The organism is Citrobacter sp. L55 (assembly GCF_002850715.1).
Taxonomy (GTDB): Bacteria; Pseudomonadota; Gammaproteobacteria; order Enterobacterales; family Enterobacteriaceae; genus Citrobacter; species Citrobacter braakii.
Genome location: NZ_KZ559404.1, coordinates 174,776 through 198,660 on the forward strand (window position 1 = coordinate 174,776; position 23,885 = coordinate 198,660).

Consider the following 23,885-nt stretch of genomic DNA (forward strand, 5'->3'; position numbering starts at 1 on the left):
GGGGCGCATCATTTGATATGATGCGCCCCGCTTCCAACGGAAGCAGGCCAGTAACTAGCATTACCCCGTGGTGGGGTTCCCGAGCGGCCAAAGGGAGCAGACTGTAAATCTGCCGTCATCGACTTCGAAGGTTCGAATCCTTCCCCCACCACCATTCATTCCGATAGATTCATAAAATTAGTATACCCCTGGTGGGGTTCCCGAGCGGCCAAAGGGAGCAGACTGTAAATCTGCCGTCATCGACTTCGAAGGTTCGAATCCTTCCCCCACCACCATCACTTCATAACGCACCAGCATCCAATCCATCTGTAATGCCTCATATTCTGCCCTCGATCAAGCCTCAATTCGGGTCGGCAATTTACCTGATGCACTATGCTTATCCGGCAATTAGTCGTAAAAAAACCCCGCCGGAGCGGGGTTTTGTCTTACACAGATAACCGATTAATGACGCGCACGAACAATCTGGTATTTGCGCGTCAGATATTCGACCGGAACGCTCCAGATGTGCACCAGACGCGAGAACGGGAACAACAGGAACAGCGTCATACCCAGCACCAGGTGCATACGGAAAATGAACGCGACGCCATCCAGATATTGAGACGCCCCCCCCTGGAAGGTCACCACTGTCTGCGCCCAGTTCACCAGCTTCATCATCTCGCTGCCGTCCATATGCTGGGCGGAGAACGGAATGGTCAGCAGGCCCAGCGCACACTGGATCACCAGCAGGGAGAGGATCAGAATGTCCGCTCCGGTAGTGGTCGCCCGCACACGTGGGCTGAACAGGCGGCGTTTCAGCAGCAGAACGCCGCCAATCAAACACATCACACCACTGGCACCACCCGCGAACATCGCCATCTTTTGTTTCACTTCAAGCGGCAGCCACGCTTCATACATCCAGTGTGGTGTCAGCATGCCAAGGAAGTGCCCGGCAAAAATCCCCAGGATCCCGATGTGGAACAGGTTTGACGCCAGGTTCATCCCTTTGCGATCCAGCATCTGACTGGAAGCCGCGCGCCAGGTATACTGCCCATAGTCATAACGCAGCCAACTGCCAATCAGAAAGACAGAACCCGCGATGTATGGATAGATGTCAAAGAAGAACGTATTCAGGAAGTGCATTATTGCTGTCCTCCGGTGGTGATATTCAGATACTGCGGCGCAACAGCCCCGGCAAAACGACGCTGGTGAGCGGAAATTTCCGACTCACCACACCCCTGATCGGCGAAGAATTTCACCTGCTCTTCTTCCCAGACCGCATCCAGCGCTTGTGGGGTATCGTCACGCGCTTCATCTGCAATTTTTTCAGCCACTTTATCGCTGTCGATAACGGTATTCGCCAGTTTTAACAGCAGATCGAACAGCACCGCATAACGGCTTTCACGCTGTTGCAAGCGAGCGCTGAGCAGCGCCAGAATCGGCGCGATATCCTGTAACCCCCCTAATGCTTCGCTTTTCGGCAACTGCGCAAGGTATTCCAGATACAGCGGCAGATGATCGGGAAGTTCGCGGCTGTCGAGCTGCAGACCGTGCTGTTCATACTGCGCCATCAGGTCAACCATAGCCTGACCACGATCGCGGGACTCGCCGTGTACATGTTCAAACAGCAGCAACGAGGTGGCGCGGCCACGGTCAAACAGTTCGCTATAGCTTGCCTGCACATCCAGCATGTCCTGCGCGGTGAGATCGCGCAGGAAAATGCCCAGAGTCTGGGCATCCTCTTTATCCAGGTTCTCAGATGACGCGAGTGCATCGAAAAGTTCCTGCTGATGCTGCCACAAGGCAGCATCCGGGTACTCGAGCAGACGCGAAACAATGACAAGTTCAATCATTGGTGCGGCTCCGTTTTGCTGGTCACATCGACAGCGTCGATGCGGCGGCTGTTGAACAGATTGAATTTAGTATCAGAACCGTGGCAACCGTCACCGAAGGTAAAGCCACAACCGCTTTTCTCCGGGAACGCGTCACGCGCCAGTTCACGATGGCTGCTCGGTACCACGAAACGATCTTCGTAGTTAGCAATCGCCAGATAACGATACATTTCCTGTGCCTGCGCTTCGCTTAAGCCCACCTCTTCCAGCGCACGGGTATCAACTTTACCGTCAACGGTTTCCGCACGTTTGTAGTGACGCATCGCCAGCATACGTTTCAGCGCCAACAGTACCGGCTGAGTGTCGCCTGCGGTCAGCAGGTTCGCCAGGTACTGAACCGGGATACGCAGACTGTCAACGTCCGGCAGAATACCGTTGCTGCCCAGCTCGCCCGCATCGGCGGCAGACTGGATCGGTGACAAAGGCGGCACGTACCAGACCATCGGTAGCGTGCGGTATTCCGGATGCAGCGGCAGCGCCAGCTTCCAGTCCATCGCCATTTTGTAAACCGGCGACTGCTGTGCAGCATCAATGACGCTCAACGGAATACCATCTTTCAGCGCTTGTTCAATAACAGCCGGATCGTTCGGATCGAGGAACACGTCCAGTTGACGCTGATACAGATCTTTCTCGTGCTCCGTGCTTGCCGCACTTTCAATCGCATCTGCGTCATACAGCAGTACGCCGAGGTAACGAATACGGCCTACGCAGGTTTCGGAACAAACGGTCGGCTGACCGGCTTCGATACGCGGGTAGCAGAAAATGCACTTCTCAGATTTCCCGCTCTTCCAGTTGAAGTAGATCTTCTTATACGGGCAGCCAGTGATACACATACGCCAACCGCGGCATTTATCCTGGTCGATCAGCACGATGCCATCTTCTTCACGCTTGTAGATAGCGCCGCTTGGGCAGGTCGCCACGCACGCCGGGTTAAGGCAATGCTCACACAAACGCGGCAGATACATCATGAAGGTATTTTCGAACTGACCGTACATCGCCTTCTGCATGTTTTCGAAGTTCTGGTCTTTGGCGCGTTTTTCGAACTCGCCCCCCAAAATTTCTTCCCAGTTCGGACCGCTGGTGATTTTATCCATCCGCTGACCGGTGATCAGCGAACGCGGACGGGCAATCGGCTGCGCCTTACTGTCTGCAGGGGCGTTGTGCAACGTTTGGTAGTCAAAATCAAACGGCTCATAGTAATCATCCATGCCCGGCAGATGCGGGTTAGCAAAGATTTTACCCAGCAGCAGTGCTTTGTTACCCATGCGCGGCTGCAGCTTGCCATTGATTTTACGGATCCAACCGCCCTTCCATTTTTCCTGGTTTTCCCAGTCGTTCGGGAAGCCAACGCCAGGCTTACTTTCGACGTTATTGAACCAGGCGTACTCCATACCTTCACGGCTGGTCCAGACGTTTTTGCAGGTCACTGAACAGGTGTGGCAGCCGATGCACTTATCGAGATTCAGCACCATGCCGACTTGTGAACGAATTTTCATTTTACGCTCTCCTGTACCTGGTCATTGCCTTCGCCATCCAACCAGTTAATGTTCTTCATCTTACGTACAACTACGAACTCATCGCGGTTTGAACCGACGGTACCGTAGTAGTTAAAGCCGTATGCCAGTTGCGCATAACCACCGATCATGTGAGTTGGTTTCGGCGTAATACGGGTTACCGAGTTGTGGATCCCGCCGCGCTGCTGGGTGATTTCAGAACCCGGCAGGTTAACAATACGTTCCTGCGCGTGGTACATCATGGTCATCCCGGCCGGCACACGCTGGCTGACAACTGCACGCGCCGTCAGCGCCCCGTTGCTGTTGAAGACTTCGATCCAGTCGTTATCTTCGATACCAAGATCCTTCGCATCAACTTCACTCATCCACACAATCGGACCACCGCGAGACAGCGTCAGCATCAGCAGGTTGTCGCTGTAGGTGGAGTGGATACCCCATTTCTGGTGCGGCGTCAGGAAGTTGAGCGCTTTTTCCGGGTTACCGTTAGATTTCTCGCCGATCACCGCTTTCACCGAACGGGTGTCGATTGGCGGACGATACACCAGCAGGCTCTCACCGAAGTCACGCATCCACTGGTGATCCTGATACAACTGCTGGCGACCAGACAGCGTACGCCATGGGATCAGCTCATGAACGTTGGTATAACCGGCGTTATAAGACACATGTTCATCTTCCAGACCTGACCAGGTCGGACTGGAGATAATTTTGCGCGGCTGCGCCTGGATGTCGCGGAAACGAATTTTTTCGTCTTCTTTATTCAGCGCCAGATGCGTATGGTCACGACCGGTAAATTCACTCAGCGCCGCCCAGGCTTTAACGGCAACCTGACCGTTAGTTTCCGGAGCCAGCGTCAGGATCATCTCAGCAGCATCAATTGCGGTATCCAGCATCGGTTGGCCTTTCGCCGGACCGTCAGCCTTGGTGTAGTTGAGCTTACGCAGCAGATCCATTTCGCTCTGGGTGTTCCAGGCAATCCCTTTACCGCCGTTACCGATTTTTTCCATCAGCGGACCGATGGAGGTGAAACGCTCGTACGTTGCCGGATAATCACGCTCAACGGTCATGATGTGCGGTGCCGTAACACCTGGAATCAGGTCGCATTCCCCTTTTTTCCAGTCCTTCACGTCCAGCGGCTGCGCCAGTTCAGCGGCGGAGTCGTGCTGAATCGGCAGCGTAACGACGTCGGTTTCTTTACCGAGGTGGCCCACACAAACTTCAGAGAATTTCTTGGCGATGGCTTTATAGATTTCCCAGTCGCTCTTCGATTCCCAGGCCGGGTCAACGGCCGCAGACAGAGGATGAATAAACGGATGCATATCCGAGGTATTCATGTCGTCTTTTTCATACCAGGTAGCGGTCGGCAGCACGATATCGGAATACAGACAGGTACTCGACAGGCGGAAGTCCAGCGTAACGACCAGATCCAGTTTGCCGTCCAGTCCGTTATCCTGCCATTCCACTTCTTCTGGCTTCACGCCGCTCTGCTGGCCGAGATCTTTGCCCTGAATACCATGTTCAGTACCCAGCAGATACTTGAGCATGTACTCGTGGCCTTTACCGGAAGAACCGAGCAGGTTTGAACGCCAGATAAACAGGTTACGCGGATGGTTTTTACCGTTTTCCGGCTGCTCTGCCGCAAAGCGAATAGAACCTTCTTTCAGGGATTTAACGGTGTAGTCTACCGGCGTCATACCTGCTTTCTGCGCTTCTTTCGCGATATACAGCGGGTTAGTCCCTAACTGCGGCGCCGACGGTAACCAGCCCATACGTTCAGCGCGAACGTTAAAGTCAATCAAATGACCGCTATAGCGGGATTTGTCTGCCATTGGGGACAGCAGTTCCTGCGCAGTCACCGTCTCATAGCGCCATTGGCTGGAGTGGTTATAGAAGTAGGAGGTACTGTTCATATGACGAGGCGGACGCTGCCAGTCAAGAGCAAACGCCAGCGGCTGCCAGCCGGTTTGCGGACGCAGTTTTTCCTGCCCTACGTAGTGGGCCCAGCCGCCGCCGCTCTGGCCGATACAGCCACAGAACACCAGCATATTGATCAGGCCACGATAGTTCATATCGAGGTGGTACCAGTGGTTCAAACCGGCGCCGACGATAATCATCGAACGACCGTGCGTTTTATCTGCGTTATCCGCAAATTCACGGGCGATGCGTACAATCTGAGAACGTGATACGCCTGTAATTTTTTCTGCCCACGCTGGCGTGTACGCTTTCACGTCATCGTAACTGGTCGCGCAGTTTTCATCGTTCAGACCACGTTCCAGGCCGTAGTTGGCCATAGTCAGATCGTAAACGGTGGTCACCAGCGCCGTAGATCCATCGGCCAGTTGCAGGCGTTTAACGGGCAATTTATGCAGCAGAATGTTTTCCAGTTCGACTTTACTGAAGTGCTCGGTGCCTTCGCCACCAAAGTACGGGAAGCCCACTTCAGCGATATCATCCTGGCTACCCAGCAGGCTGAGCTGCAGTTCAGTTTCATCACCGGACGTGCCATCGCGCTGCTCAAGGTTCCATTTGCCTTTTTCGCCCCAACGGAAACCAATTGAACCGTTTGGCGCAACCATTTCGCCGTTGCTGTTAATAGCGACAGTTTTCCATTCCGGGTTATTTTCCTGGCCCAGAGAGTCAACCAGATCCGCAGCACGCAGCATACGACCAGCAGCATAGTAGCCGTCGCGCTCTTCGAGCATCACCAGCATTGGCATGTCGGTATAACGACGAACGTAGTCGGTGAAATATTGGCTCGGGTTATCGAGGTGGAACTCGCGCAGCATGACATGACCCATCGCCATTGCCATCGCCGCATCGGTTCCCTGCTTCGGAGCCAGCCACAGGTCGCACAGTTTGGCGATTTCTGCGTAGTCCGGAGTAATTGCTACTGTTTTGGTGCCTTTATAACGAACTTCAGTAAAGAAGTGCGCATCCGGGGTACGGGTCTGCGGTACGTTAGAGCCCCATGCCAGAATGTAGCTGGAGTTATACCAGTCGGCAGATTCCGGTACGTCGGTCTGCTCGCCCCAGGTCTGCGGGGAAGCTGGCGGCAGGTCACAGTACCAGTCATAGAAGCTCAGGCAGGTCCCGCCAATCAGCGACATATAACGTGCGCCGGACGCATAAGAAACCATCGACATCGCCGGGATCGGCGAGAAGCCTGCGACGCGGTCAGGACCATAGGTTTTGATGGTGTAAACGTTAGATGCGGCAATCAGCTCATTCACTTCCTGCCAGGAAGAACGAACGAATCCACCACGACCACGCGCTTGTTTGAAGCTTTTTGCTTTATCGGCGTCTTCGATAATGGATGCCCATGCATCTACCGGATCGCTGTGCAGTCTTTTTGCTTCACGCCACATCTTCATCAGACGTTTGCGCATCAGCGGGTATTTCAGACGGTTAGCACTGTAGAGATACCATGAATAGCTTGCACCACGCGGGCAGCCGCGAGGCTCGTGGTTGGGCATATCTGGACGAGTGCGTGGGTAGTCAGTTTGCTGGGTTTCCCAGGTCACCAGACCATTTTTCACATAGATTTTCCAGCTGCATGAGCCGGTGCAGTTTACACCGTGGGTTGAACGCACGATTTTGTCATGCTGCCAACGCTGGCGGTATCCATCCTCCCAGTCCCTGTTGGTATTGAGAAGCTGGCCGTGCCCATCGGCAAAGGTTTCGCCCTTCTGCTTGAAGTAGCGAAACCGGTCCAGGAATTTACTCATCGGTTTTCTCCTGTAGGAGCCTGACGGCTCTCTGATAAATCGACATTGCTTGATTGAGAGCGAAGGTAACGCTCTGAAAGGGCGTGAGAATTGATAACGATCAAGGCAGGCAGGGATGAAAATTAAGGGTCGATTTTCACATACCCCCTTAGTGGGATATCGATAAATCAATCAACATATTGAATTTTATTGAGTTTTTTTAAACTCACTTATCATACAAATGTTAAATTCTTTATAAGTGGGTATTAAGGGGTATCCCCCCTGTTTAGCATATTGCGAGCGCCGTTCTAACAGGCTGTTGTCGCGTCACAATATAAAAGTATGTTGTAACTAATAGCGGGCAAAAAAAAGCGCGGTCTAACACCGCGCAATGGATAATCAACAGTTACTACTTTTTTATTTTTTAGAATGACGTCCGTACACCGCCCAGGTGATAACCACACAGGCGACATAGAAGATCAGGAATACTTTCATCGCATCGACCGGGGAGCCAGTTAATGCCAGGGACGTACCGAATGCTTTCGGGATAAAGAAGCCGCCGATCGCACCAATAGCTGAGATAAAGCCCAGCGCCGCCGCGGTGTCGGTCGCCGCCTCGCGCATCGCTTTCTCTTCTGAACCGCCTTCAGCTTTCACTCTGTCCATCGTCAGCTTGCGAAAGATAACGGAGATCATCTGGAAGGTTGAACCACTCCCCAGACCAGCCGTCAGGAACAGCGCCAGGAACACCGCAAAGAAGGCGATAAAGTTGCCACCGACACCGTTTGATGGCAGCGTCAGGAACAGTAAGGCACTGAAAATAGCCATCAGCACGAAGTTCACCAGCGTTACGCGGGTCCCCCCCAGTCGGTCAGAGATTGCGCCGCCTGCTGAACGAGCCAGAGCGCCAATCAACGGTCCAAAGAAGGCGTAATGCAGGATCTGTACCTCAGGAAACTGCGTTTTTGACAGCATCGCGAAACCGGCAGAGAAACCGATAAATGAACCGAAGGTTGCCAGATACAGCAGGCTCATAATCCACAGGTGCCCGCGTTTCAGCACCGGCAATTGCTCTTTCAGCGAAGCTTTTGAGGTTGCCAGTTCATTCATACCAAACCATGCGGCCAGCGTTAATACAGCCAGGAACGGGACCCAAATCCATGCGGCGTTTGCCAGATACAGCTGCGTACCATCCGGTTGTTCAACACCCTGGCTGCCAAATGCGGCAAAGATTGACAGTGAAACCACCAGCGGAGCGACCAACTGCATCACGCTGACGCCCATGTTACCCAGACCACCGTTCAGACCCAGCGCGCCGCCCTGCTTCTGTTTTGGAAAGAAGAAGCTGATGTTTGCCATGCTGGAGGCAAAGTTCGCGCCGGCAAAACCGCACAACAGGGAGATAATGATAAAGGTACTAAATGGCGTGGAGGTATCCTGCACCGCAAAACCTAACCATACGCAAGGAATGATCAGGATACCGGTGCTGAACGCCGTCCAGCGACGTCCACCAAACAGGGGGACCATAAAGGAGTACGGTACACGCAGCAGCGCGCCGGACACCGAAGGTAATGCCGTCAGCATGAACAGTTGTTCAGTGGTGAAATCAAATCCGACTTTCGGTAAGTTCACCGCCACGGCGCTAAATAACATCCACACGCAAAACGCCAACAGCAAGCAAGGGACGGAAATCCACAGGTTACGGCTGGCGATTCGATGACCACGCTGCTGCCAGAAGGCGGGATCTTCCGGCCGCCATTCGGTAATTACAGCTCCAGATGCCCTTTCCGGGGCAGATGAGTGACTCATAGACACCTCTGATACTTGTTTCGATGCCTGCCACATTAGGGTTTACAGCTGGAGGTAAGTTGATATAAATCAAAGGAAAAGGTGTCATTATTGATGCCTGAAATTTATCATCATCCTAAATGAGTACATAACTTCGGTAAAAAAGATGTGGTTTTTCACGCTTCTGTCGTCCCCTACTCCCCCTCGTTTAGGATCTCTCCCTCTGGCGGCAATTAAGGGGTAGCCCGTTTGAGGTATGGGTATACTCCAGTGTATCGCCGAGAATAACGCCACTGCCTGCAGCAGAATCGTCATTCAATAAGGTTTTCGGTTTTACGAAAACCCGAAGGAACAAGTCACCATGTTTAAACGTTGTCTTTCCCCGCTTACGCTGGTCAACCAGGTGGCGCTGATTGTTTTATTGTCTACTGCCATCGGCGTGGCGGGTATGGCAGTCTCTGGCTGGCTGGTTCAGGGCGTTCAGGGTAGCGCGCATGCAATCAACAAAGCGGGATCGCTACGCATGCAAAGCTATCGCCTGCTGGCGGCCATACCGCTGGACGCCAACGATCAACCACTGCTGGATGAAATGGAGCAAACGGCGTTTAGCCCGGAATTGACGCGTGCCGCGCAGCGTGACCGACAACAGGCGCAATTAAAAGCCTTACAGGATTACTGGCACACCAAACTGGCACCGGGGCTTGCGCATGCGCAAACGCCTGATGCGGTAGCGCAGGATGTCAGGCGCTTTGTGGGCGGACTGGATAAGCTGGTCACCGCCTTTGACCATACCACCGAGTTACGCATTGAACGCGTCGTTCTGCTGCATCGCCTGATGGCCGTATTTATGGCATTGCTGCTGGTCTTCACCATTATCTGGCTACGCGTGCGCCTGTTACAGCCGTGGAAACAACTGCTGGCGATGGCGCGAGCCGTCAGTCAACGTGATTTTACCCAACGCGCACATATCAGTGGGCGTAATGAGATGGCAGCGCTGGGCTCGGCGCTGAATAATATGTCGGAAGAACTGGCCGAAAGTTACGCGGTGCTGGAACAGCGGGTACAGGAGAAAACGGCGGGTCTGGAGCACAAAAATCAGATCCTCTCTTTCCTGTGGCAAGCCAACCGCCGTCTGCACTCTCAGGTGCCGTTGTGCGAACGCCTCTCTCCGGTACTGAACGGTCTGCAAAATTTGACCCTGCTGCATGATATTGAACTGCGGGTCTATGACCTGGAAGATGAAGATAATCATCAGGAATTTACCTGCCAGTCCAATGTCAGCTGTGATGAGAAAGGCTGCCATTTGTGTCCGCGCGGTACGCTACCCGCCATTGACGGCGGTATCACACTGAAATGGCGGCTAACCGACGCCCATACCCAGTATGGTATCCTGCTCGCGACTTTGCCGTACGGACGCCATCTCAGCCACGATCAGCAGCAACTGGTTGATACCCTGGTTGAGCAACTGACCGCAACGCTTGCACTCGACAGGCATCAGGAGCGTCAGCAGCAGTTGATCGTGATGGAAGAGCGTGCCACCATTGCGCGCGAACTTCATGATTCTATTGCACAATCGCTCTCCTGTATGAAGATGCAGGTGAGCTGTTTGCAGATGCAGGGCGATGCGCTTTCAGATAACTGCCGCGAGCTGCTCAGTCAGATTCGTAACGAGCTAAACGCTTCCTGGGCGCAACTGCGCGAGCTGTTAACGACCTTCCGTTTACAGCTGACGGAACCTGGGTTGAGACCGGCGCTGGAAGCCAGCTGTCAGGAATACAGCGCGCGTTTTGGCTTTACGGTTAAGCTGGATTATCAGCTGCCACCGCGTCTGGTCCCTTCGCATCAGGCGATTCACCTGCTACAAATTGCGCGCGAAGCCCTGAGCAACGCCCTCAAACACTCTCAGGCCGATGAAGTGGTCGTGACGGTGGTGCAAAATGGTAAGCAGGTCAAACTAACAGTGCAAGATAACGGCTGCGGCGTACCGGAAAACGCCGAACGCAGTAACCACTACGGCATGATAATCATGCGCGACCGTGCGCAGAGCTTGCGCGGCGATTGCCGTGTACGCCGTCGCGAGACAGGCGGTACTGAAGTTGCTGTCACTTTTATTCCCGAAACAAACTTCACAGAAGTCCAAGGAGATACCCATGAGTAATCTGGAACCGGCAACCATCCTGTTGATCGACGATCATCCGATGCTGCGAACCGGTGTAAAACAGCTTGTCAGCATGGCGCCCGATATCACCGTTGTCGGCGAAGCCAGCAATGGTGAGCAGGGTATCGAGCTGGCAGAATCCCTTGATCCCGATCTGATCCTTCTTGATCTCAACATGCCCGGCATGAACGGTCTGGAAACACTCGACAAGCTGCGTGAGAAATCACTGTCAGGCCGTATCGTCGTGTTTAGCGTATCCAACCATGAAGAAGACGTGGTTACTGCACTGAAGCGCGGTGCCGACGGTTATCTACTGAAAGATATGGAGCCGGAAGATTTGCTGAAAGCATTGCAGCAAGCGGCTGCCGGTGAAATGGTGCTGAGCGAAGCCTTAACGCCGGTTCTGGCCGCCAGCCTACGCGCCAATCGTGCAACGTCCGACCGTGATGTTACTCAACTGACGCCGCGCGAACGCGATATTCTTAAGCTCATCGCCCAGGGCCTGCCTAACAAGATGATCGCTCGCCGCCTGGACATCACCGAAAGCACGGTAAAAGTTCACGTGAAGCATATGCTGAAGAAAATGAAGCTCAAATCACGTGTTGAAGCCGCGGTATGGGTGCACCAGGAACGTATTTTCTGATAACGCGCGTATGCGTCATTGTTAACGAGGATCATTTTCCGAAACGGTAGTAAACGGTTCGGTCAGTGATAGCGTGATCTCATTGGAAGAGACACGCTGGCCCTGCTCATCTTCTACCACCACAGACAACCGCCAGCGGTTCGTCGCACCTTCTCTGCTGTCCCACTTCGGCATAATAATCGTCCAGCCCTGCGCGCTTCGGTTATTGCTGCCAGCCGTTAAGCTCAACGCCTGAGTATCGCCCTGCCACGTCAGGTGGCGGATCCCATGCAAACTACGCACCTGCAGCTTCAGCGCCACCGTCTCTCCCGGTTTGAGATCCCAGGGTGGCGTGGCCAAAAATACCGACAGCGTTTTACGCTGGCGATACTCCAGCGTCGGCAAATTGTTACGCTGCGGATCGTCATAACGACTGCCGCGCAGTGAACGGCTGTTCGCCACCTCACTGACCATCAACTGTTTTTTTAACGGCACGCCAAAACGGTAACTAAGGGTTAAGCCGAGGTTATTCTGGCTGATGCCGCTTTCCCCCTGCTTATGCTGCGCTGTCACCGTGATTAGCGGCACCGGTGTATAGCTCAGCCCGAGGTTCACCGCCACCGGATTGTGATACCCGGTTCCCGAATGAAATAGATCCACCCGGTCGCCAAAATACTGTTCCACGCTGACGCTGGTATTGAGGTGTTGATAGAACGGCATCCGCATTTGCGCAGTCAGATCGTAGCCGCGGGCCATCCGTTGTTGCTGGGTTGCAAAACGATCCTGCCAGGAAGACAACGGTTGATAATAGTTAGCGGATAAGCGCAAATATTCGCCCCATGCCTCCGCGCCGAGGCCTCCCCGGGGCAAATTTTCATCCAGTAAGTTGTCATAAAAGGTGTTGTAACCCAGTAACCAACCGTCGCGTACCCAACGTTGCCCAATCCCCGCATTACTGACTAAGCCGTCGTCCTGTTGCGTCACTCCTAGCTGGCTCCAGGTAAGATAACGTTGGTTGTCCTGCCACGGCACAAACCAGCTTCCCCGACTCCCGGTAAAACTGCCTTCGTTATCCACCTGCAACCCGATGCTGGCGTTTCCCCAGGGAGAAAGCCAGGATTCCAGTTGCTGATTCACCTGTTCGCTGACCGTATCTCGCACCTGGCCAAACGCGAACTGCTTCGCCTGTTCACCGGTATCAAGCCCGTTATCAGTCATGCTGGCTTCACCAAACGCTTTGACCATTTCGGCAAAATGCTTTTCGCCTGCCCGCGACTCCGGGGCCATGCCAAGATCGGGCAAGCCATCACTATTGTTATCGAAAGGGTTTTCAGCCTGGTGCACAAAGGACGACTGCGCGTTAGCAGTACCGCCTGCCAGCGGCAAGAGTGCGAATACAGCAAGAGAAGAACAGATAATACGGCTCAAATCGTTAGTGGTTTCTTACATCAATTAGCCACAGTGGCATACTTATCTTAAACCATAACGTTTTCAGCGTTGATTTTCAGCCCCTCCCCCTTTTTTCGGCATTATCCTGGCATTGAGAAATAGGTGTAACATACGTGTCGGTTATTAACGCTTACATGCAGTAACAGGAGTAAAAATGCAAAAGATAGTGATCGTCGCAAACGGAGCGGCTTATGGAAGCGAATCGTTATTTAACAGCCTGCGTCTGGCTATCGCCCTGCGCGAACAAGAAGCCGCTCTCGACCTGCGTCTGTTTTTAATGTCTGATGCCGTAACCGCAGGATTACGTGGTCAGAAACCCGCGGAAGGCTACAATATTCAGCAAATGCTGGAGATCCTGACAGCGCAAAATGTTCCGGTAAAACTATGCAAAACCTGCACCGATGGTCGTGGGGTCACGGCGCTGCCGTTAATTGACGGAGTGGCCGTCGGCACGCTGGTAGAACTGGCTCAATGGACGCTGGCTGCAGATAAAGTGTTGACCTTCTGATATACCGTTTTCAGGCAAGCGCACTGAAAGTGTCGATAATTTCCGGATTTAATATTTGATGGGCGCGGTTTCGTTGAACGTTAGCACGCCCGTTCAACCCTTCTGAGGTGTTTTGTCACTTTTGTTTAATCGTTATGCCATTTTTTGATCAAAATCAGCATCCTGTTGCTCCCCCTTTGGTGTTATGCAATGAGTGAAATGTGAACAACATCACGCAGCACTTTCGACAGAAAGTACGTTGTTTTCAAGAACGGGGTGAAAAATGGCATTAGTGAAGGCAAGTTTAAAGTTATTTGGTGGCGATACGGTGGTTGTGCGCTGTTCCGAGCGCTGTCACATCCATCTGATGAGCGAAAAAAATCACGTCAAAGACACGCAGTCCGACATCTTAAGCGTGCAGGATCGTGATAACGCATGGTTGACCGTGCCCTATACCGGCGTCTGGAACGTGCTGATCGACAGCCACAGTCAGTCGCTTGAGCATTCGATAAGTTATATTGCAGCCTAAGCGTGACATGCCCGAAAAGCACCTGGCTTTCGGGCATACAATTCCACGCCGGGTTCAGGCAAACCCTGGCCGCATAACGCCTTCCGGCAGGTTCTCTCCCAGCAATCGTTTGACCGTGATCACCAGATCATTAAGACAATCATCCTGCATCCCCAGCTTGACCAGCTCTTGTTCCAGCGAGAACAGATACTGGGCATTAGTGCCTAAAGGTCCGCTGGCCGCGGCAATAAGCGGCGCGATCACCTGCGCGCGCGTGTCTGACTCAAACAACGGATGGCGCGGATCCATAATAAACACCAGCGCGTTCACCGTACGGCCGTCATCAAGCGCCAGCTGGCACCAGGTCGGCAGATAGCATCCGGTGATCATTTCTCGCTTCCACAACAGAGAAAGCTCTTGTTCCAGCGACGCGTCCGGCAAGCGGTAGGCCACACCGGTGGTACGTCCGCCCTCTTTCAGGGCCAGCATGCGGCCTGGCTGACACGCCGTTCCTCGCCCCGCCGTCAGGCGCAGACAAAATGCACGGTGCCAGCCGACTAATGTGCCGGTACAGGACTCTTCAAACTCTAAGGCCGGGTTCCACATCAACGATCCATAACCGAAGATCCACACCGGTCCATCATCTGGTCGACAAGCGAGCGTGGCGGCCAGTGAGGCTGCACGTTGCTCCGCTGACCAGAGTAGTGATTCTTCAATAGCACCAAATGCCGTCTTACAGTCGGCATTCAATAAAAAATCACGCGTTAACACCTTACACCTCCGCCACTGCTGCTTCCCTGCGACAACTTTTTTGACGCCTTCCGGGCTTTTTTACTGCTCATTTTGAAACCAATAGCTGGACAATAGGCAATTCACCGCTCGCTTGCAAGCCAGTAACCGCGCGGCGTAGCACGATTCGCTAACGCCTGATGCAAGCGAGTTTATAAAGGCATTATAATTGATACTGTTACGTCTTTTTATGCCATTTACCATCATCACCTTTTTGGTAATCATTTTTAACCGCGGCCCACGCCACCTTATGTGCCGTCTCTTCTCGGGTGGCATCGTCACGGCGGTCAGATTTGTCTTTATACTGTTCCCAGGCGCTGTTGAAAGCTTCTTTATAAATGTCCTGAGCATGGGCTGGCAGAACGTGCTGCACGCTGTCAGGCAGATCGCTTTTAGATTTATAGGGCATTGTGAACTCCTCTTTTTAGGCTAAACCTTAAGTGTGGTTAACAATGCGGCGAGACGCCAATAATGGACATTTTTAGAAATTTTCTTTACCTAACCTTCTGTTAATTAAACAGTCTATAAACAAGAAATTGGTTTTTGGCCGCTTTGAGAGGGAAAACAGGTGATGTAGTAAAATTTCGTAAAATGTCACCTACAAAACCACGTTTTCTGTTATTTTTTACATTCTTTAATACTTTTTATAATTATAAATACCTGCAGAGATGGAGAATTAATGCAATGACACAAGCACATGAGGCGGTAAAAACCCGCCACAAGGAGACCTCTCTCGTCTTCCCGATTTTGGCGCTGGTAGTCCTGTTCTTCTGGGGGAGCAGTCAGTCACTACCAGTGGTCATCGGTATTAATGCGCTGGCCCTTATTGGTATATTAAGCAGCGCATTCAGCGTTGTCCGTCATGCGGACGTATTAGCCCATCGACTTGGCGAACCCTACGGGTCGCTGATCCTCAGTTTGTCCGTTGTTATTCTTGAAGTCAGCTTAATATCCGCATTAATGGCAACCGGCGATGCCGCACCTACGCTCATGCGCGATACGCTGTATTCAATCATTATGATCGTAACCGGGGGGCTGGTCGGTTTTTCATTACTATTAGGTGGCCGTAAATTTGCCACTCAGTATATGAACCTATTTGGTATTAAGCAGTATTTAATCGCCCTGTTCCCACTGGCCATTATTGTACTGGTATTCCCGATGGCGTTGCCGGGGGCAAATTTCACTACCGCGCAGGCGCTGTTGGTGGCGTTAATTTCTGCGGCGATGTACGGCGTATTTTTGCTGATTCAAACTAAAACGCACCAAAGTCTGTTCATTTACGAGCATGAAGACGAGGGTGACGACGATGACCCGCATCACGGTAAGCCGTCTGCGCACAGCAATCTGTGGCACGCCGCCTGGCTTATCATTCATCTGATCGCTGTTATTGCCGTGACCAAGATGAACGCCAGCCCGCTTGAGACCTTGCTGACTGAACTGAATGCGCCAGTCGCATTTACGGGTTTCCTGGTCGCGTTACTGATCCTCTCGCCTGAAGGACTGGGCGCACTGAAAGCGGTTCTGAGCAATCAGGTACAGCGGGCAATGAATTTATTCTTCGGTTCGGTATTAGCCACAATTTCGCTGACCGTACCGGTGGTGACGCTGATTGCATGGGCAACCGGGAATGATTTGATGTTTGCGCTGGGTGCGCCAGAGATGATTGTGATGGTTTCATCACTGGTTCTGTGTCAGATCTCTTTCTCCACCGGACGCACCAATGTGCTTAACGGTGCAGCGCATCTGGCACTGTTTATCGCCTATCTGATGACAATATTTGCCTGATTATTATTTTAGACGTACCCCACGGTCCGCTTCAGGGCCGTTTTCTTTTCTGTCGATATAACACAATCGATGGCGCGTCTGGTGCCTGACGGCGACCTTTATACCCTTTTCAAATAGCAGGCCGGAGGGAAACTCCGGCCTGTCACACTCACTTAGTTCTCGGTATCCAGCTCGTCGAAGCTTTTCACCAGGTCATCAATCGCTTTAATCTGCGTCAGGAACTGTTCCAGCTTCGCCAGCGGCAGCGCGGATGGGCCATCGCATTTCGCATTGGCTGGATCCGGATGCGCTTCAATAAACAGACCTGCCAGACCAACCGCCATACCGGCACGCGCCAGTTCGGTAACCTGCGCACGACGACCACCGCTTGCTGCGCCAAACGGATCGCGGCACTGCAGCGCATGGGTAACGTCAAAAATCACCGGTGAGTTGCCGGAGACTTTCTTCATCACGCTGAAGCCCAGCATGTCCACAACCAGGTTGTCATAACCAAAGTTCGCACCACGGTCGCACAGAATAACCTTATCGTTGCCGCCTTCATGGAATTTATCCACGATGTTGCCCATCTGAGCCGGGCTGATGAACTGCGGTTTCTTAACGTTGATTACAGCACCGGTTTTCGCCATCGCTTCCACCAGATCGGTCTGACGAGCAAGGAATGCCGGAAGCTGAATCACATCCACCACATCAGCAACAGGCTGTGCCTGGCTGGCTTCGTGAACGTCGGTGATCACTTTAACGCCAAAAGTCTGTTTCAGTTCCTGGAAGATTTTCATCCCTTCTTCAAGGCCCGGTCCACGGTAAGAGTGGATGGAAGAACGGTTGGCTTTATCAAAGGAGGCTTTAAACACGTAAGGGATACCCAGCTTTTGAGTAACAGTTACGTAGTGCTCACAAATGCGCATCGCCAGATCGCGGGATTCCAGCACGTTCATTCCGCCAAACAGCACGAACGGCAGGTCATTTGCCACGTTGATGTCGCCAATGCTAACCACTTTTTGTTTCATAGGATCGCCTTAAACGGTAGGTAAAGTGTGATTAATCAATGCAATACAATTTGTTTGTGCGAAATAGTATTAATTTGCGCACGAATCATTTCGCTGATCGGGTCTTCCGGACACTGTTCAACGAAATAACTTAAATCTGTCAGCGCAACATGTTCGCACTCGAGCTGCGCGTATATTAAACCACGATCGCGAATTTCATACGGATCTTCAGGATTAAACTGCAATAGTGCTTCACTGGCACGCAGCGCCAGCTCCATTTGCCGCTCTTCCATCAGTGATGATTTCAGCGTGTCGAGCAGTTTGCGGATCACTTCCGCGTTATCCGCCTCATCCAGGTCTTCGTTAAACAGCTCCGCGACCGGGCTGATATTCCCCTTCAACCACACTTCCAGCGTGTGCTCATTTAACGTTTCGCCATTGAATGGATTGATTAGCCACATTTCGCCATCGAGCGACTCAATACGAAGGATCAGTTGCGTCGGGAAAATCACCGGTACCAGCGGCAGCTCCAGTCTGTTGGCAATCCACAATAAGATCGCCCCCAGAGACACGGCGCTACCCTGCCGATTTTTCAGTACCTGGTCAAGCCAGAGTGCATCAGAAAGACGATAGACGCCGTGGGTATCCGTAAATCCCCATTCGCCGTAAAAAAGTGCCAGCAGTTTTTCCAGTTGCTCATCCTGAGACAGGAGCTGGCTAATTTCTTCTTGCGCCAGACTGACCAGACGTTCCAGTTCGTCGTAGACAGTTTGTGTTGGAAAATCCAGACGGATAGACTCCGACGCCAGGATCATCCCATCACACAATGGCGCTTTATTAAATTCGAAATCAGCTAACGACCTCATGCTTACCCCAGTAACGGTATTTTTGTGGTGGCGAGTTTAATGATGATGTACAGCACCACCAGCGCCAGCGGAAATGCGACTAATCGCGCCTGCTGACTGCGCGCCCGACGATAATCGAGCGCAATAAAACCCAAAACGATGTAAATGATAACCCCAAACAGCTTTTCAGTCAGCCATGTCCCGTGCTCAGTGAATGGCAGGATGTGCGCTTTAACCATTAGCGCCACGCCGCTGAGTAATAAAACGGTATCCACAACCGGTGGCACAATGCGCGTCCAGCGTGCGCAGGCAAGACGCGAGTCGGTGTAACGCCACCAAAAACGCAGCGTCAGCAAGCCAACGGAAAGCGCAATACTGATGAGATGAATGTTGAGTAACACACTGAAGGTACTCATGATGGGATGCGTCCAAGCGTAATTCGCTCGTTGCCGCCATAATCACGGCAGGTTTCAACCGCCTGGTAACCCGCACGAGTAAAGACGTCCCGGACGGCCTGCCCCTGCTGCCAGCCATGTTCCAGCAACAGATAGCCGCCGGGCGTTAACACGCGCTGAGACTGGTCAATGATATGCACAATATCCGCCAGTCCCCGATCGCCCGCCACCAGTGCCGACAGAGGTTCAAAGCGTACATCGCCTTGCGCCAGGTGCGGATCCTGTTCGTCGATATACGGCGGATTGCTGACAATCATGTCAAACTGCTGTCCCTGCAAAGCGCTGAACCAGTTGCTTTGCAGCACGCAAACATTGTCGATGCCCAGATGCTGTTTGTTGCGAGTGGCCAGCGCAACGGCATCCGGCATGCGGTCAACCGCCGTTACTGCGCAATCCGGACGTTCGGTTGCCAGTGCCAGCGCAATGGCGCCCGTGCCGGTTCCCAAGTCGAGAATGCGGCACGCTGAGGTCGGCAGGCGAGCCAGCGCCTGTTCCACCAGACACTCAGTATCCGGACGAGGGATAAGCGTAGCCGGAGACACAAACAGCGGCAGCGACCAGAACTCCCGCACGCCGGTTAAATGCGCCACCGGCTCACCCCGCAGACGGCGCTCCAGTAATGTGTCGAGCTGTTGACGCTGCGCCTCGGTTAATACCGTTTCACCGAAAGCCAAAATAAAGGTGCGTCCCTTACCGGTAACAAACTCGAGCAAAATCTCGGCGTCACGGCGCGGGCTTTCACTTGCCTGTAATTGACTTATCGCTTCACGCAGCCAGTGCTGATAATCCATTAATCCTGCTCGGACAACGCCGCCAGTTGGTCGGCCTGGTATTCCTGGACAATTGGCTCAATGAGCATATCCAGTTTGCCTTCCATCGCTTCATCCAGACGGTAGAGCGTCAGGTTAATGCGGTGATCGGTCACGCGACCCTGCGGGAAATTATAGGTACGGTTGCGATCGCTGCGATCGCCACTGCCCAACAGATTGCGACGCTCAGAGGCTTCTGCCTGTTGACGTCTTGCCACTTCGGCGGCACGAATTCGCGCCCCCAGCACCGACATCGCTTTCGCTTTGTTTTTATGCTGCGAACGTTCGTCCTGGCATTCCACTACGATACCGGTCGGCAAGTGGGTAATACGGATTGCGGAGTCGGTGGTGTTAACGTGCTGCCCCCCTGCGCCTGATGAGCGGAAGGTATCAATACGCAGATCGGCCGGGTTGATGTCCGGCAGTTCGGCATCCGGCAGTTCCGGCATGACCGCGACCGTACAGGCAGAAGTGTGAATACGGCCCTGTGACTCCGTCGCAGGTACGCGCTGCACACGATGCCCACCGGACTCAAATTTCAGTCGACCGTACACGCCTTCGCCGCTAATTTTGGCAATGACTTCTTTAAACCCACCATGTTCGCCTTCGCTGGCGCTCATGATCTCTACCCGCCAGCGACGCGATTCAGCGTAACGGCTGTACATGCGGAACAGATCGCCGGCAAACAGCGCGGCCTCATCACCACCGGTTCCCGCACGCACTTCGAGGAAGGCGTTACGTTCGTCATCAGGATCTTTAGGCAACAGCAGAACCTGCAGATGTTGCTCCAGCTGCTCGCATTTATCTTTTGCTTCACGCAGTTCATCCTGCGCCATTTCACGCATTTCAGGATCGTCGAGCATCATCTGAGCCGTCTCGATATCTTCCTGAACCTGTCGCCAGTCCGTAAAACAGCGAGATACATCGCTTAATTGCGCATATTCGCGCGACAGTGCACGAAAGCGTTCCTGGTCTGCGATAGTACCCGCATCCCCGAGCAGCGCCTGAACTTCTTCATGGCGTTCATGCAGGGCTTCCAGTTTGGCAACGATAGAAGGCTTCATAGGCGTAAATGCACCCTGTAAAAAATAAGATTGGTGTGCTGCTACTCCAGCCCGAGGCTGTCGCGCAGAATATTCAGGCGTTCATTATCCCCGTCACGGGCGGCCTGTTGAAGTGATTTGGTTGGTGCATGGATCAAGCGGTTGGTCAGTTTCCAGGCCAAATCCTGCATAATGGCTTGCGCATCACCACCCTGTTGAAGAGCGGCCAACGCTTTGGCGGTCAGTTCATCACGGATCTGTTCTGACTGACTGCGATACTCGCGGATAGTTTCACTTGCGCCCTGAGCGCGTAGCCAGGCCATAAATTCGCTGGTTTCCTGCGCCACAATGGTTTCGGCTTCCACGGCCGCCGCTTTGCGCTGGGCCAGGTTATGCGAAATGATGCTTTGCAGGTCGTCAACGCTGTACAGATAGGCGTTGGACAACTTACCCACTTCCGGCTCGACATCGCGCGGTACGGCGATATCCACCAGCAGCATAGGTTGATTACGGCGATTTTTAAGCGCGCGCTCCACCATTCCTTTGCCGATAATCGGCAGCGGGCTGGCGGTAGAACTGATAATAATATCAGCATCCTGTAAACGCGCGTCGATATCACTCAGCGAAATCACTTCGGCGCCGACTTCATCCGCCAGCACTTGCGCCCGCTCGCGGGTACGGTTGGCGATGATCATCTTCTTCACTTGATGCTCACGCAGGTGTCGCGCCACCAGCTCAATGGTTTCGCCTGCGCCCACTAACAGCACGGTCACCGTGGAGAGCGATTCAAATATTTGCCGCGCCAGCGTACAGGCGGCAAAAGCCACGGACACGGCGCTGGCACCGATGTCTGTTTCTGTACGTACACGTTTAGCGACAGAGAATGATTTCTGGAACATGCGCTCCAGCGCACTGGCGTTCAGGTGACCTTTTTGCGAATCCGCAAAAGCTTTTTTCACCTGCCCCAGAATCGCGGTTCACCAAGCACCAGCGAATCCAGACCGCTGGCAACACGCATCAAATGACTGACGGCGTCGTTGTCCTGGTGCCAGTACAGGCTATTGCGCAAGTCTTCTTCATTAAGATTATGGTAATCGCACAGCCAGCGAACCAGCGCTTCTTGCAGGTTATCCTGCTCTTCAACGCTGAGATACAGTTCCGTACGGTTACACGTCGACAGCACCACCCCGCCCTGCACCATTGGCTGCGCAAGCAGGCTGTCCAGCGCCTGATCGAGCGTATCCGGCGAAAACGTTACGCGTTCTCGCAGCGATACAGGTGCCGTTTTATGGTTAATACCAAGCGCTAAAAGGGTCATGTGTGCGGGAATAGTACCAGCGTTGATAAGGTTAGACTGGGTGCATCATACAGGATGCGTGCGGTCAATAAAAGAGACTGCCCCCTTTTGGAGTAATAGCTTAGTGCACAAATTTGAGCGATTTAAGATAACTTGAACGTAGACGATGTATGATGGCGGCGCTAGCATTAAGAGTTATAACTGCAACGTATCTCAAGGATTTGTCATCATTATGACCCTGCCTGATTTTCGCCTGATTCGCCTGCTGCCGCTCGCGGCCCTGGCTCTTACCGCCTGTACGCTCAATGCGCCGAAAGGTCCCGGCAAAAGCCCTGACTCTCCACAGTGGCGCCAGCACCAGCAGGAAGTACGCGCCCTGAACCAATATCAGACGCGCGGTGCATTTGCGTATATTTCCGATCAACAGAAAGTCTATGCCCGCTTTTTCTGGCAACAAACCGGACAGGATCGCTACCGTCTCCTGCTGACCAATCCCCTGGGCAGCACTGAACTGGAACTCAATGCCCAGCCGGGCAACGTCGAACTTGTCGATAACAAAGGCAAGCACTACACCGCTGACGACGCCGAAGAGATGATTGGTAAGCTGACCGGCATGCCTATTCCATTGAATAGCCTGCGCCAGTGGATCCTTGGCCTGCCGGGAGACGCCAGCGATTACAAACTCGACGATCAGTATCGTCTGAGTGAAGTGAACTACAGCAAAGACGGTAAAAACTGGAAAGTGGTCTATAGCGCCTACGACAGCAAAATTAAGCCTGCGATGCCGGCAAACATGGAACTGTCCGACGGCGATCAGCGTATTAAGCTGAAAATGGATAACTGGATTGTGAAATGATGACCCACTGGCCCTCTCCGGCAAAACTGAATCTGTTTTTATACATCACCGGGCAGCGTGCGGACGGTTATCACACCTTGCAGACGCTATTCCAGTTTCTTGATTATGGCGACACGATAGGTATTGCGCTGCGTGGCGACGGCGAAATCCGCCTGTTAACGCCGGTGGAAGGCGTTGCACATGAAGACAATCTCATTGTCCGTGCGGCGCGCTTGCTGATGAAGGCGGCGTCTGAAAGCGATCGCCTTCCCAAAGGGAGCGGCGCCGACATCAGTATCGAAAAACGCCTGCCGATGGGCGGCGGTCTTGGCGGAGGTTCGTCTAATGCAGCTACCGTCCTGGTGGCGCTGAATCACCTTTGGCAGTGCGGACTTTCGGTTGATGAACTGGCAGGACTCGGCTTAACGCTGGGGGCGGACGTTCCCGTATTCGTGCGCGGCCATGCGGCCTTTGCTGAAGGCGTAGGTGAAATTCTGACCCCGGTCGAGCCAGCGGAAAAATGGTATCTGGTCGCCCACCCGGGAGTCAGTATTCCGACGCCGGTGATTTTTAAAGATCCCGACCTCCCGCGCAACACGCCAAAAAGGTCAATAAAAACGTTACTAAAATGTGAATTCAGCAATGATTGCGAGGTTATCGCAAGAAAACGTTTTCGCGAGGTTGATGCGGCGCTTTCCTGGCTGTTAGAATACGCGCCGTCGCGCCTGACTGGTACAGGGGCTTGTGTCTTTGCTGAATTTGACACTGAGTCTCGTGCTCGCCAGGTGCTTGAGCAAGCCCCGGAATGGCTCAAAGGCTTTGTGGCGAAAGGTGTCAACCTCTCCCCATTGCACAGAGCGTTACTCTAAATCGTTCGGGTTTCAGGAAGATGGCGAAATATGCCAGCACACATGAAACGTGAAAGATGACGAGTAAGCCGGGCAAG

The 23,885-nt window shown here is 53.2% G+C and carries 20 protein-coding genes, 2 tRNA genes and 1 pseudogene; 9 read left to right on the forward strand and 14 right to left on the reverse strand.

The window, feature by feature from the left end; all coding sequences use genetic code 11:
- The first annotated feature begins 69 nt into the window (after positions 1 to 69).
- Positions 70 to 154: transfer RNA gene (locus tag B9P82_RS14395), tRNA-Tyr, on the forward strand.
- Positions 155 to 190: 36 nt separating this feature from the next.
- Positions 191 to 275, forward strand: a tRNA-Tyr gene (locus tag B9P82_RS14400).
- Between the two features lie 166 nt (positions 276 to 441).
- On the opposite strand, the gene narI is transcribed toward B9P82_RS14400, so the two are convergent.
- The 5 genes from narI to B9P82_RS14425 form a co-directional block, all read right to left on the reverse strand.
- Complete coding sequence (gene narI, locus B9P82_RS14405) at positions 442 to 1,119, reverse strand: respiratory nitrate reductase subunit gamma (RefSeq protein WP_016153281.1); 678 nt, start codon at positions 1,117 to 1,119, stop codon at positions 442 to 444.
- Positions 1,119 to 1,829 (reverse strand): nitrate reductase molybdenum cofactor assembly chaperone, encoded by a 711-nt coding sequence (gene narJ, locus B9P82_RS14410; protein WP_016153282.1) that lies wholly within the window; start codon positions 1,827 to 1,829, stop codon positions 1,119 to 1,121. Before narJ ends, narI begins: the two co-directional genes overlap by 1 nt.
- Positions 1,826 to 3,364 carry a nitrate reductase subunit beta gene (gene narH / locus B9P82_RS14415; protein ID WP_003833388.1) on the reverse strand — a complete coding sequence of 513 codons (1,539 nt, stop codon included), beginning with the start codon at positions 3,362 to 3,364 and terminating at the stop codon, positions 1,826 to 1,828. The genes narJ and narH overlap by 4 nt, the downstream gene beginning before the upstream one ends.
- Positions 3,361 to 7,104, reverse strand: coding sequence for a nitrate reductase subunit alpha (locus tag B9P82_RS14420; RefSeq protein WP_047358964.1), 3,744 nt, complete (start codon positions 7,102 to 7,104; stop codon positions 3,361 to 3,363). The genes narH and B9P82_RS14420 overlap by 4 nt, the downstream gene beginning before the upstream one ends.
- A gap of 396 nt (positions 7,105 to 7,500) precedes the next feature.
- Positions 7,501 to 8,892: a NarK family nitrate/nitrite MFS transporter gene (locus tag B9P82_RS14425; protein ID WP_016153284.1), complete on the reverse strand. Its 1,392-nt coding sequence runs from the start codon at positions 8,890 to 8,892 to the stop codon at positions 7,501 to 7,503.
- Between the two features lie 340 nt (positions 8,893 to 9,232).
- On the opposite strand from B9P82_RS14425, the gene narX reads away from it, so the two are divergent.
- Entirely contained in the window at positions 9,233 to 11,029 is a 1,797-nt protein-coding gene (gene narX, locus B9P82_RS14435; RefSeq protein ID WP_101700521.1) for a nitrate/nitrite two-component system sensor histidine kinase NarX, read from the forward strand.
- Positions 11,022 to 11,672 (forward strand): two-component system response regulator NarL, encoded by a 651-nt coding sequence (gene narL, locus B9P82_RS14440; RefSeq protein WP_003020756.1) that lies wholly within the window; start codon positions 11,022 to 11,024, stop codon positions 11,670 to 11,672. Before narX ends, narL begins: the two co-directional genes overlap by 8 nt.
- 21 nt (positions 11,673 to 11,693) lie before the next feature.
- On the opposite strand, the gene B9P82_RS14445 is transcribed toward narL, so the two are convergent.
- The gene (locus tag B9P82_RS14445; protein ID WP_071600324.1) at positions 11,694 to 13,079 is read right to left on the reverse strand and encodes a YchO/YchP family invasin; all 1,386 of its coding nucleotides are present in this window, start codon (positions 13,077 to 13,079) and stop codon (positions 11,694 to 11,696) included.
- A gap of 175 nt (positions 13,080 to 13,254) precedes the next feature.
- On the opposite strand from B9P82_RS14445, the gene B9P82_RS14450 reads away from it, so the two are divergent.
- Both B9P82_RS14450 and B9P82_RS14455 read left to right on the forward strand, forming a co-directional pair.
- Positions 13,255 to 13,608, forward strand: coding sequence for a DsrE/DsrF/TusD sulfur relay family protein (locus tag B9P82_RS14450; protein ID WP_047415412.1), 354 nt, complete (start codon positions 13,255 to 13,257; stop codon positions 13,606 to 13,608).
- 262 nt (positions 13,609 to 13,870) lie between these two features.
- Positions 13,871 to 14,116 (forward strand): DUF1883 domain-containing protein, encoded by a 246-nt coding sequence (locus tag B9P82_RS14455; protein ID WP_003833405.1) that lies wholly within the window; start codon positions 13,871 to 13,873, stop codon positions 14,114 to 14,116.
- A 54-nt stretch (positions 14,117 to 14,170) separates the two neighbouring features.
- Here the strand turns inward: B9P82_RS14455 and B9P82_RS14460 are convergent, their stop codons facing one another.
- Both B9P82_RS14460 and chaB read right to left on the reverse strand, forming a co-directional pair.
- Positions 14,171 to 14,866, reverse strand: coding sequence for a gamma-glutamylcyclotransferase (locus B9P82_RS14460; RefSeq protein ID WP_016156738.1), 696 nt, complete (start codon positions 14,864 to 14,866; stop codon positions 14,171 to 14,173).
- 196 nt (positions 14,867 to 15,062) lie between these two features.
- Complete coding sequence (gene chaB / locus B9P82_RS14465; protein ID WP_016153288.1) at positions 15,063 to 15,293, reverse strand: putative cation transport regulator ChaB; 231 nt, start codon at positions 15,291 to 15,293, stop codon at positions 15,063 to 15,065.
- Positions 15,294 to 15,568: 275 nt separating this feature from the next.
- Between chaB and chaA the strand changes: the two genes are divergently transcribed.
- On the forward strand, positions 15,569 to 16,669 hold the full coding sequence (gene chaA / locus B9P82_RS14470; protein ID WP_016153289.1) for a sodium-potassium/proton antiporter ChaA: 1,101 nt from the start codon (positions 15,569 to 15,571) through the stop codon (positions 16,667 to 16,669).
- 152 nt (positions 16,670 to 16,821) lie between these two features.
- Here the strand turns inward: chaA and kdsA are convergent, their stop codons facing one another.
- The 6 genes and pseudogenes from kdsA to hemA form a co-directional block, all read right to left on the reverse strand.
- Positions 16,822 to 17,676 carry a 3-deoxy-8-phosphooctulonate synthase gene (kdsA, locus tag B9P82_RS14475; protein ID WP_016156739.1) on the reverse strand — a complete coding sequence of 285 codons (855 nt, stop codon included), beginning with the start codon at positions 17,674 to 17,676 and terminating at the stop codon, positions 16,822 to 16,824.
- Positions 17,677 to 17,711: 35 nt separating this feature from the next.
- Positions 17,712 to 18,521: an invasion regulator SirB1 gene (sirB1, locus tag B9P82_RS14480; RefSeq protein ID WP_003020775.1), complete on the reverse strand. Its 810-nt coding sequence runs from the start codon at positions 18,519 to 18,521 to the stop codon at positions 17,712 to 17,714.
- 2 nt (positions 18,522 to 18,523) lie between these two features.
- Positions 18,524 to 18,916 (reverse strand): invasion regulator SirB2, encoded by a 393-nt coding sequence (sirB2, locus tag B9P82_RS14485; RefSeq protein WP_016153291.1) that lies wholly within the window; start codon positions 18,914 to 18,916, stop codon positions 18,524 to 18,526.
- Complete coding sequence (prmC, locus tag B9P82_RS14490; protein ID WP_101700522.1) at positions 18,913 to 19,746, reverse strand: peptide chain release factor N(5)-glutamine methyltransferase; 834 nt, start codon at positions 19,744 to 19,746, stop codon at positions 18,913 to 18,915. Before prmC ends, sirB2 begins: the two co-directional genes overlap by 4 nt.
- Positions 19,746 to 20,828 carry a peptide chain release factor 1 gene (prfA, locus tag B9P82_RS14495; RefSeq protein ID WP_101700523.1) on the reverse strand — a complete coding sequence of 361 codons (1,083 nt, stop codon included), beginning with the start codon at positions 20,826 to 20,828 and terminating at the stop codon, positions 19,746 to 19,748. Before prfA ends, prmC begins: the two co-directional genes overlap by 1 nt.
- A 41-nt stretch (positions 20,829 to 20,869) precedes the next feature.
- Positions 20,870 to 22,125: pseudogene (gene hemA, locus B9P82_RS14500) on the reverse strand (glutamyl-tRNA reductase).
- Between the two features lie 211 nt (positions 22,126 to 22,336).
- On the opposite strand from hemA, the gene lolB reads away from it, so the two are divergent.
- Together lolB and ispE are read left to right on the forward strand one after the other, a co-directional pair.
- Positions 22,337 to 22,960, forward strand: a complete 624-nt coding sequence (gene lolB / locus B9P82_RS14505; RefSeq protein ID WP_047358971.1) for a lipoprotein insertase outer membrane protein LolB — start codon at positions 22,337 to 22,339, stop codon at positions 22,958 to 22,960.
- Positions 22,957 to 23,808, forward strand: a complete 852-nt coding sequence (gene ispE / locus B9P82_RS14510) for a 4-(cytidine 5'-diphospho)-2-C-methyl-D-erythritol kinase (protein ID WP_101700524.1) — start codon at positions 22,957 to 22,959, stop codon at positions 23,806 to 23,808. The genes lolB and ispE overlap by 4 nt, the downstream gene beginning before the upstream one ends.
- Positions 23,809 to 23,885 lie beyond the last annotated feature (77 nt).

Bases quoted from the DNA above. Each gene is read 5' to 3' on its own strand.
- narI (WP_016153281.1), bottom strand. From the start codon at position 1,119: ATGCACTTCCTGAATACGTTCTTCTTTGACATCTATCCATACATCGCG.
- narJ (WP_016153282.1), bottom strand. From the start codon at position 1,829: ATGATTGAACTTGTCATTGTTTCGCGTCTGCTCGAGTACCCGGATGCT.
- narH (WP_003833388.1), bottom strand. From the start codon at position 3,364: ATGAAAATTCGTTCACAAGTCGGCATGGTGCTGAATCTCGATAAGTGC.
- B9P82_RS14420 (WP_047358964.1), bottom strand. From the start codon at position 7,104: ATGAGTAAATTCCTGGACCGGTTTCGCTACTTCAAGCAGAAGGGCGAA.
- B9P82_RS14425 (WP_016153284.1), bottom strand. From the start codon at position 8,892: ATGAGTCACTCATCTGCCCCGGAAAGGGCATCTGGAGCTGTAATTACC.
- narX (WP_101700521.1), top strand. From the start codon at position 9,233: ATGTTTAAACGTTGTCTTTCCCCGCTTACGCTGGTCAACCAGGTGGCG.
- narL (WP_003020756.1), top strand. From the start codon at position 11,022: ATGAGTAATCTGGAACCGGCAACCATCCTGTTGATCGACGATCATCCG.
- B9P82_RS14450 (WP_047415412.1), top strand. From the start codon at position 13,255: ATGCAAAAGATAGTGATCGTCGCAAACGGAGCGGCTTATGGAAGCGAA.
- B9P82_RS14455 (WP_003833405.1), top strand. From the start codon at position 13,871: ATGGCATTAGTGAAGGCAAGTTTAAAGTTATTTGGTGGCGATACGGTG.
- chaB (WP_016153288.1), bottom strand. From the start codon at position 15,293: ATGCCCTATAAATCTAAAAGCGATCTGCCTGACAGCGTGCAGCACGTT.
- chaA (WP_016153289.1), top strand. From the start codon at position 15,569: ATGACACAAGCACATGAGGCGGTAAAAACCCGCCACAAGGAGACCTCT.
- kdsA (WP_016156739.1), bottom strand. From the start codon at position 17,676: ATGAAACAAAAAGTGGTTAGCATTGGCGACATCAACGTGGCAAATGAC.
- sirB1 (WP_003020775.1), bottom strand. From the start codon at position 18,521: ATGAGGTCGTTAGCTGATTTCGAATTTAATAAAGCGCCATTGTGTGAT.
- sirB2 (WP_016153291.1), bottom strand. From the start codon at position 18,916: ATGAGTACCTTCAGTGTGTTACTCAACATTCATCTCATCAGTATTGCG.
- prmC (WP_101700522.1), bottom strand. From the start codon at position 19,746: ATGGATTATCAGCACTGGCTGCGTGAAGCGATAAGTCAATTACAGGCA.
- prfA (WP_101700523.1), bottom strand. From the start codon at position 20,828: ATGAAGCCTTCTATCGTTGCCAAACTGGAAGCCCTGCATGAACGCCAT.
- lolB (WP_047358971.1), top strand. From the start codon at position 22,337: ATGACCCTGCCTGATTTTCGCCTGATTCGCCTGCTGCCGCTCGCGGCC.
- ispE (WP_101700524.1), top strand. From the start codon at position 22,957: ATGATGACCCACTGGCCCTCTCCGGCAAAACTGAATCTGTTTTTATAC.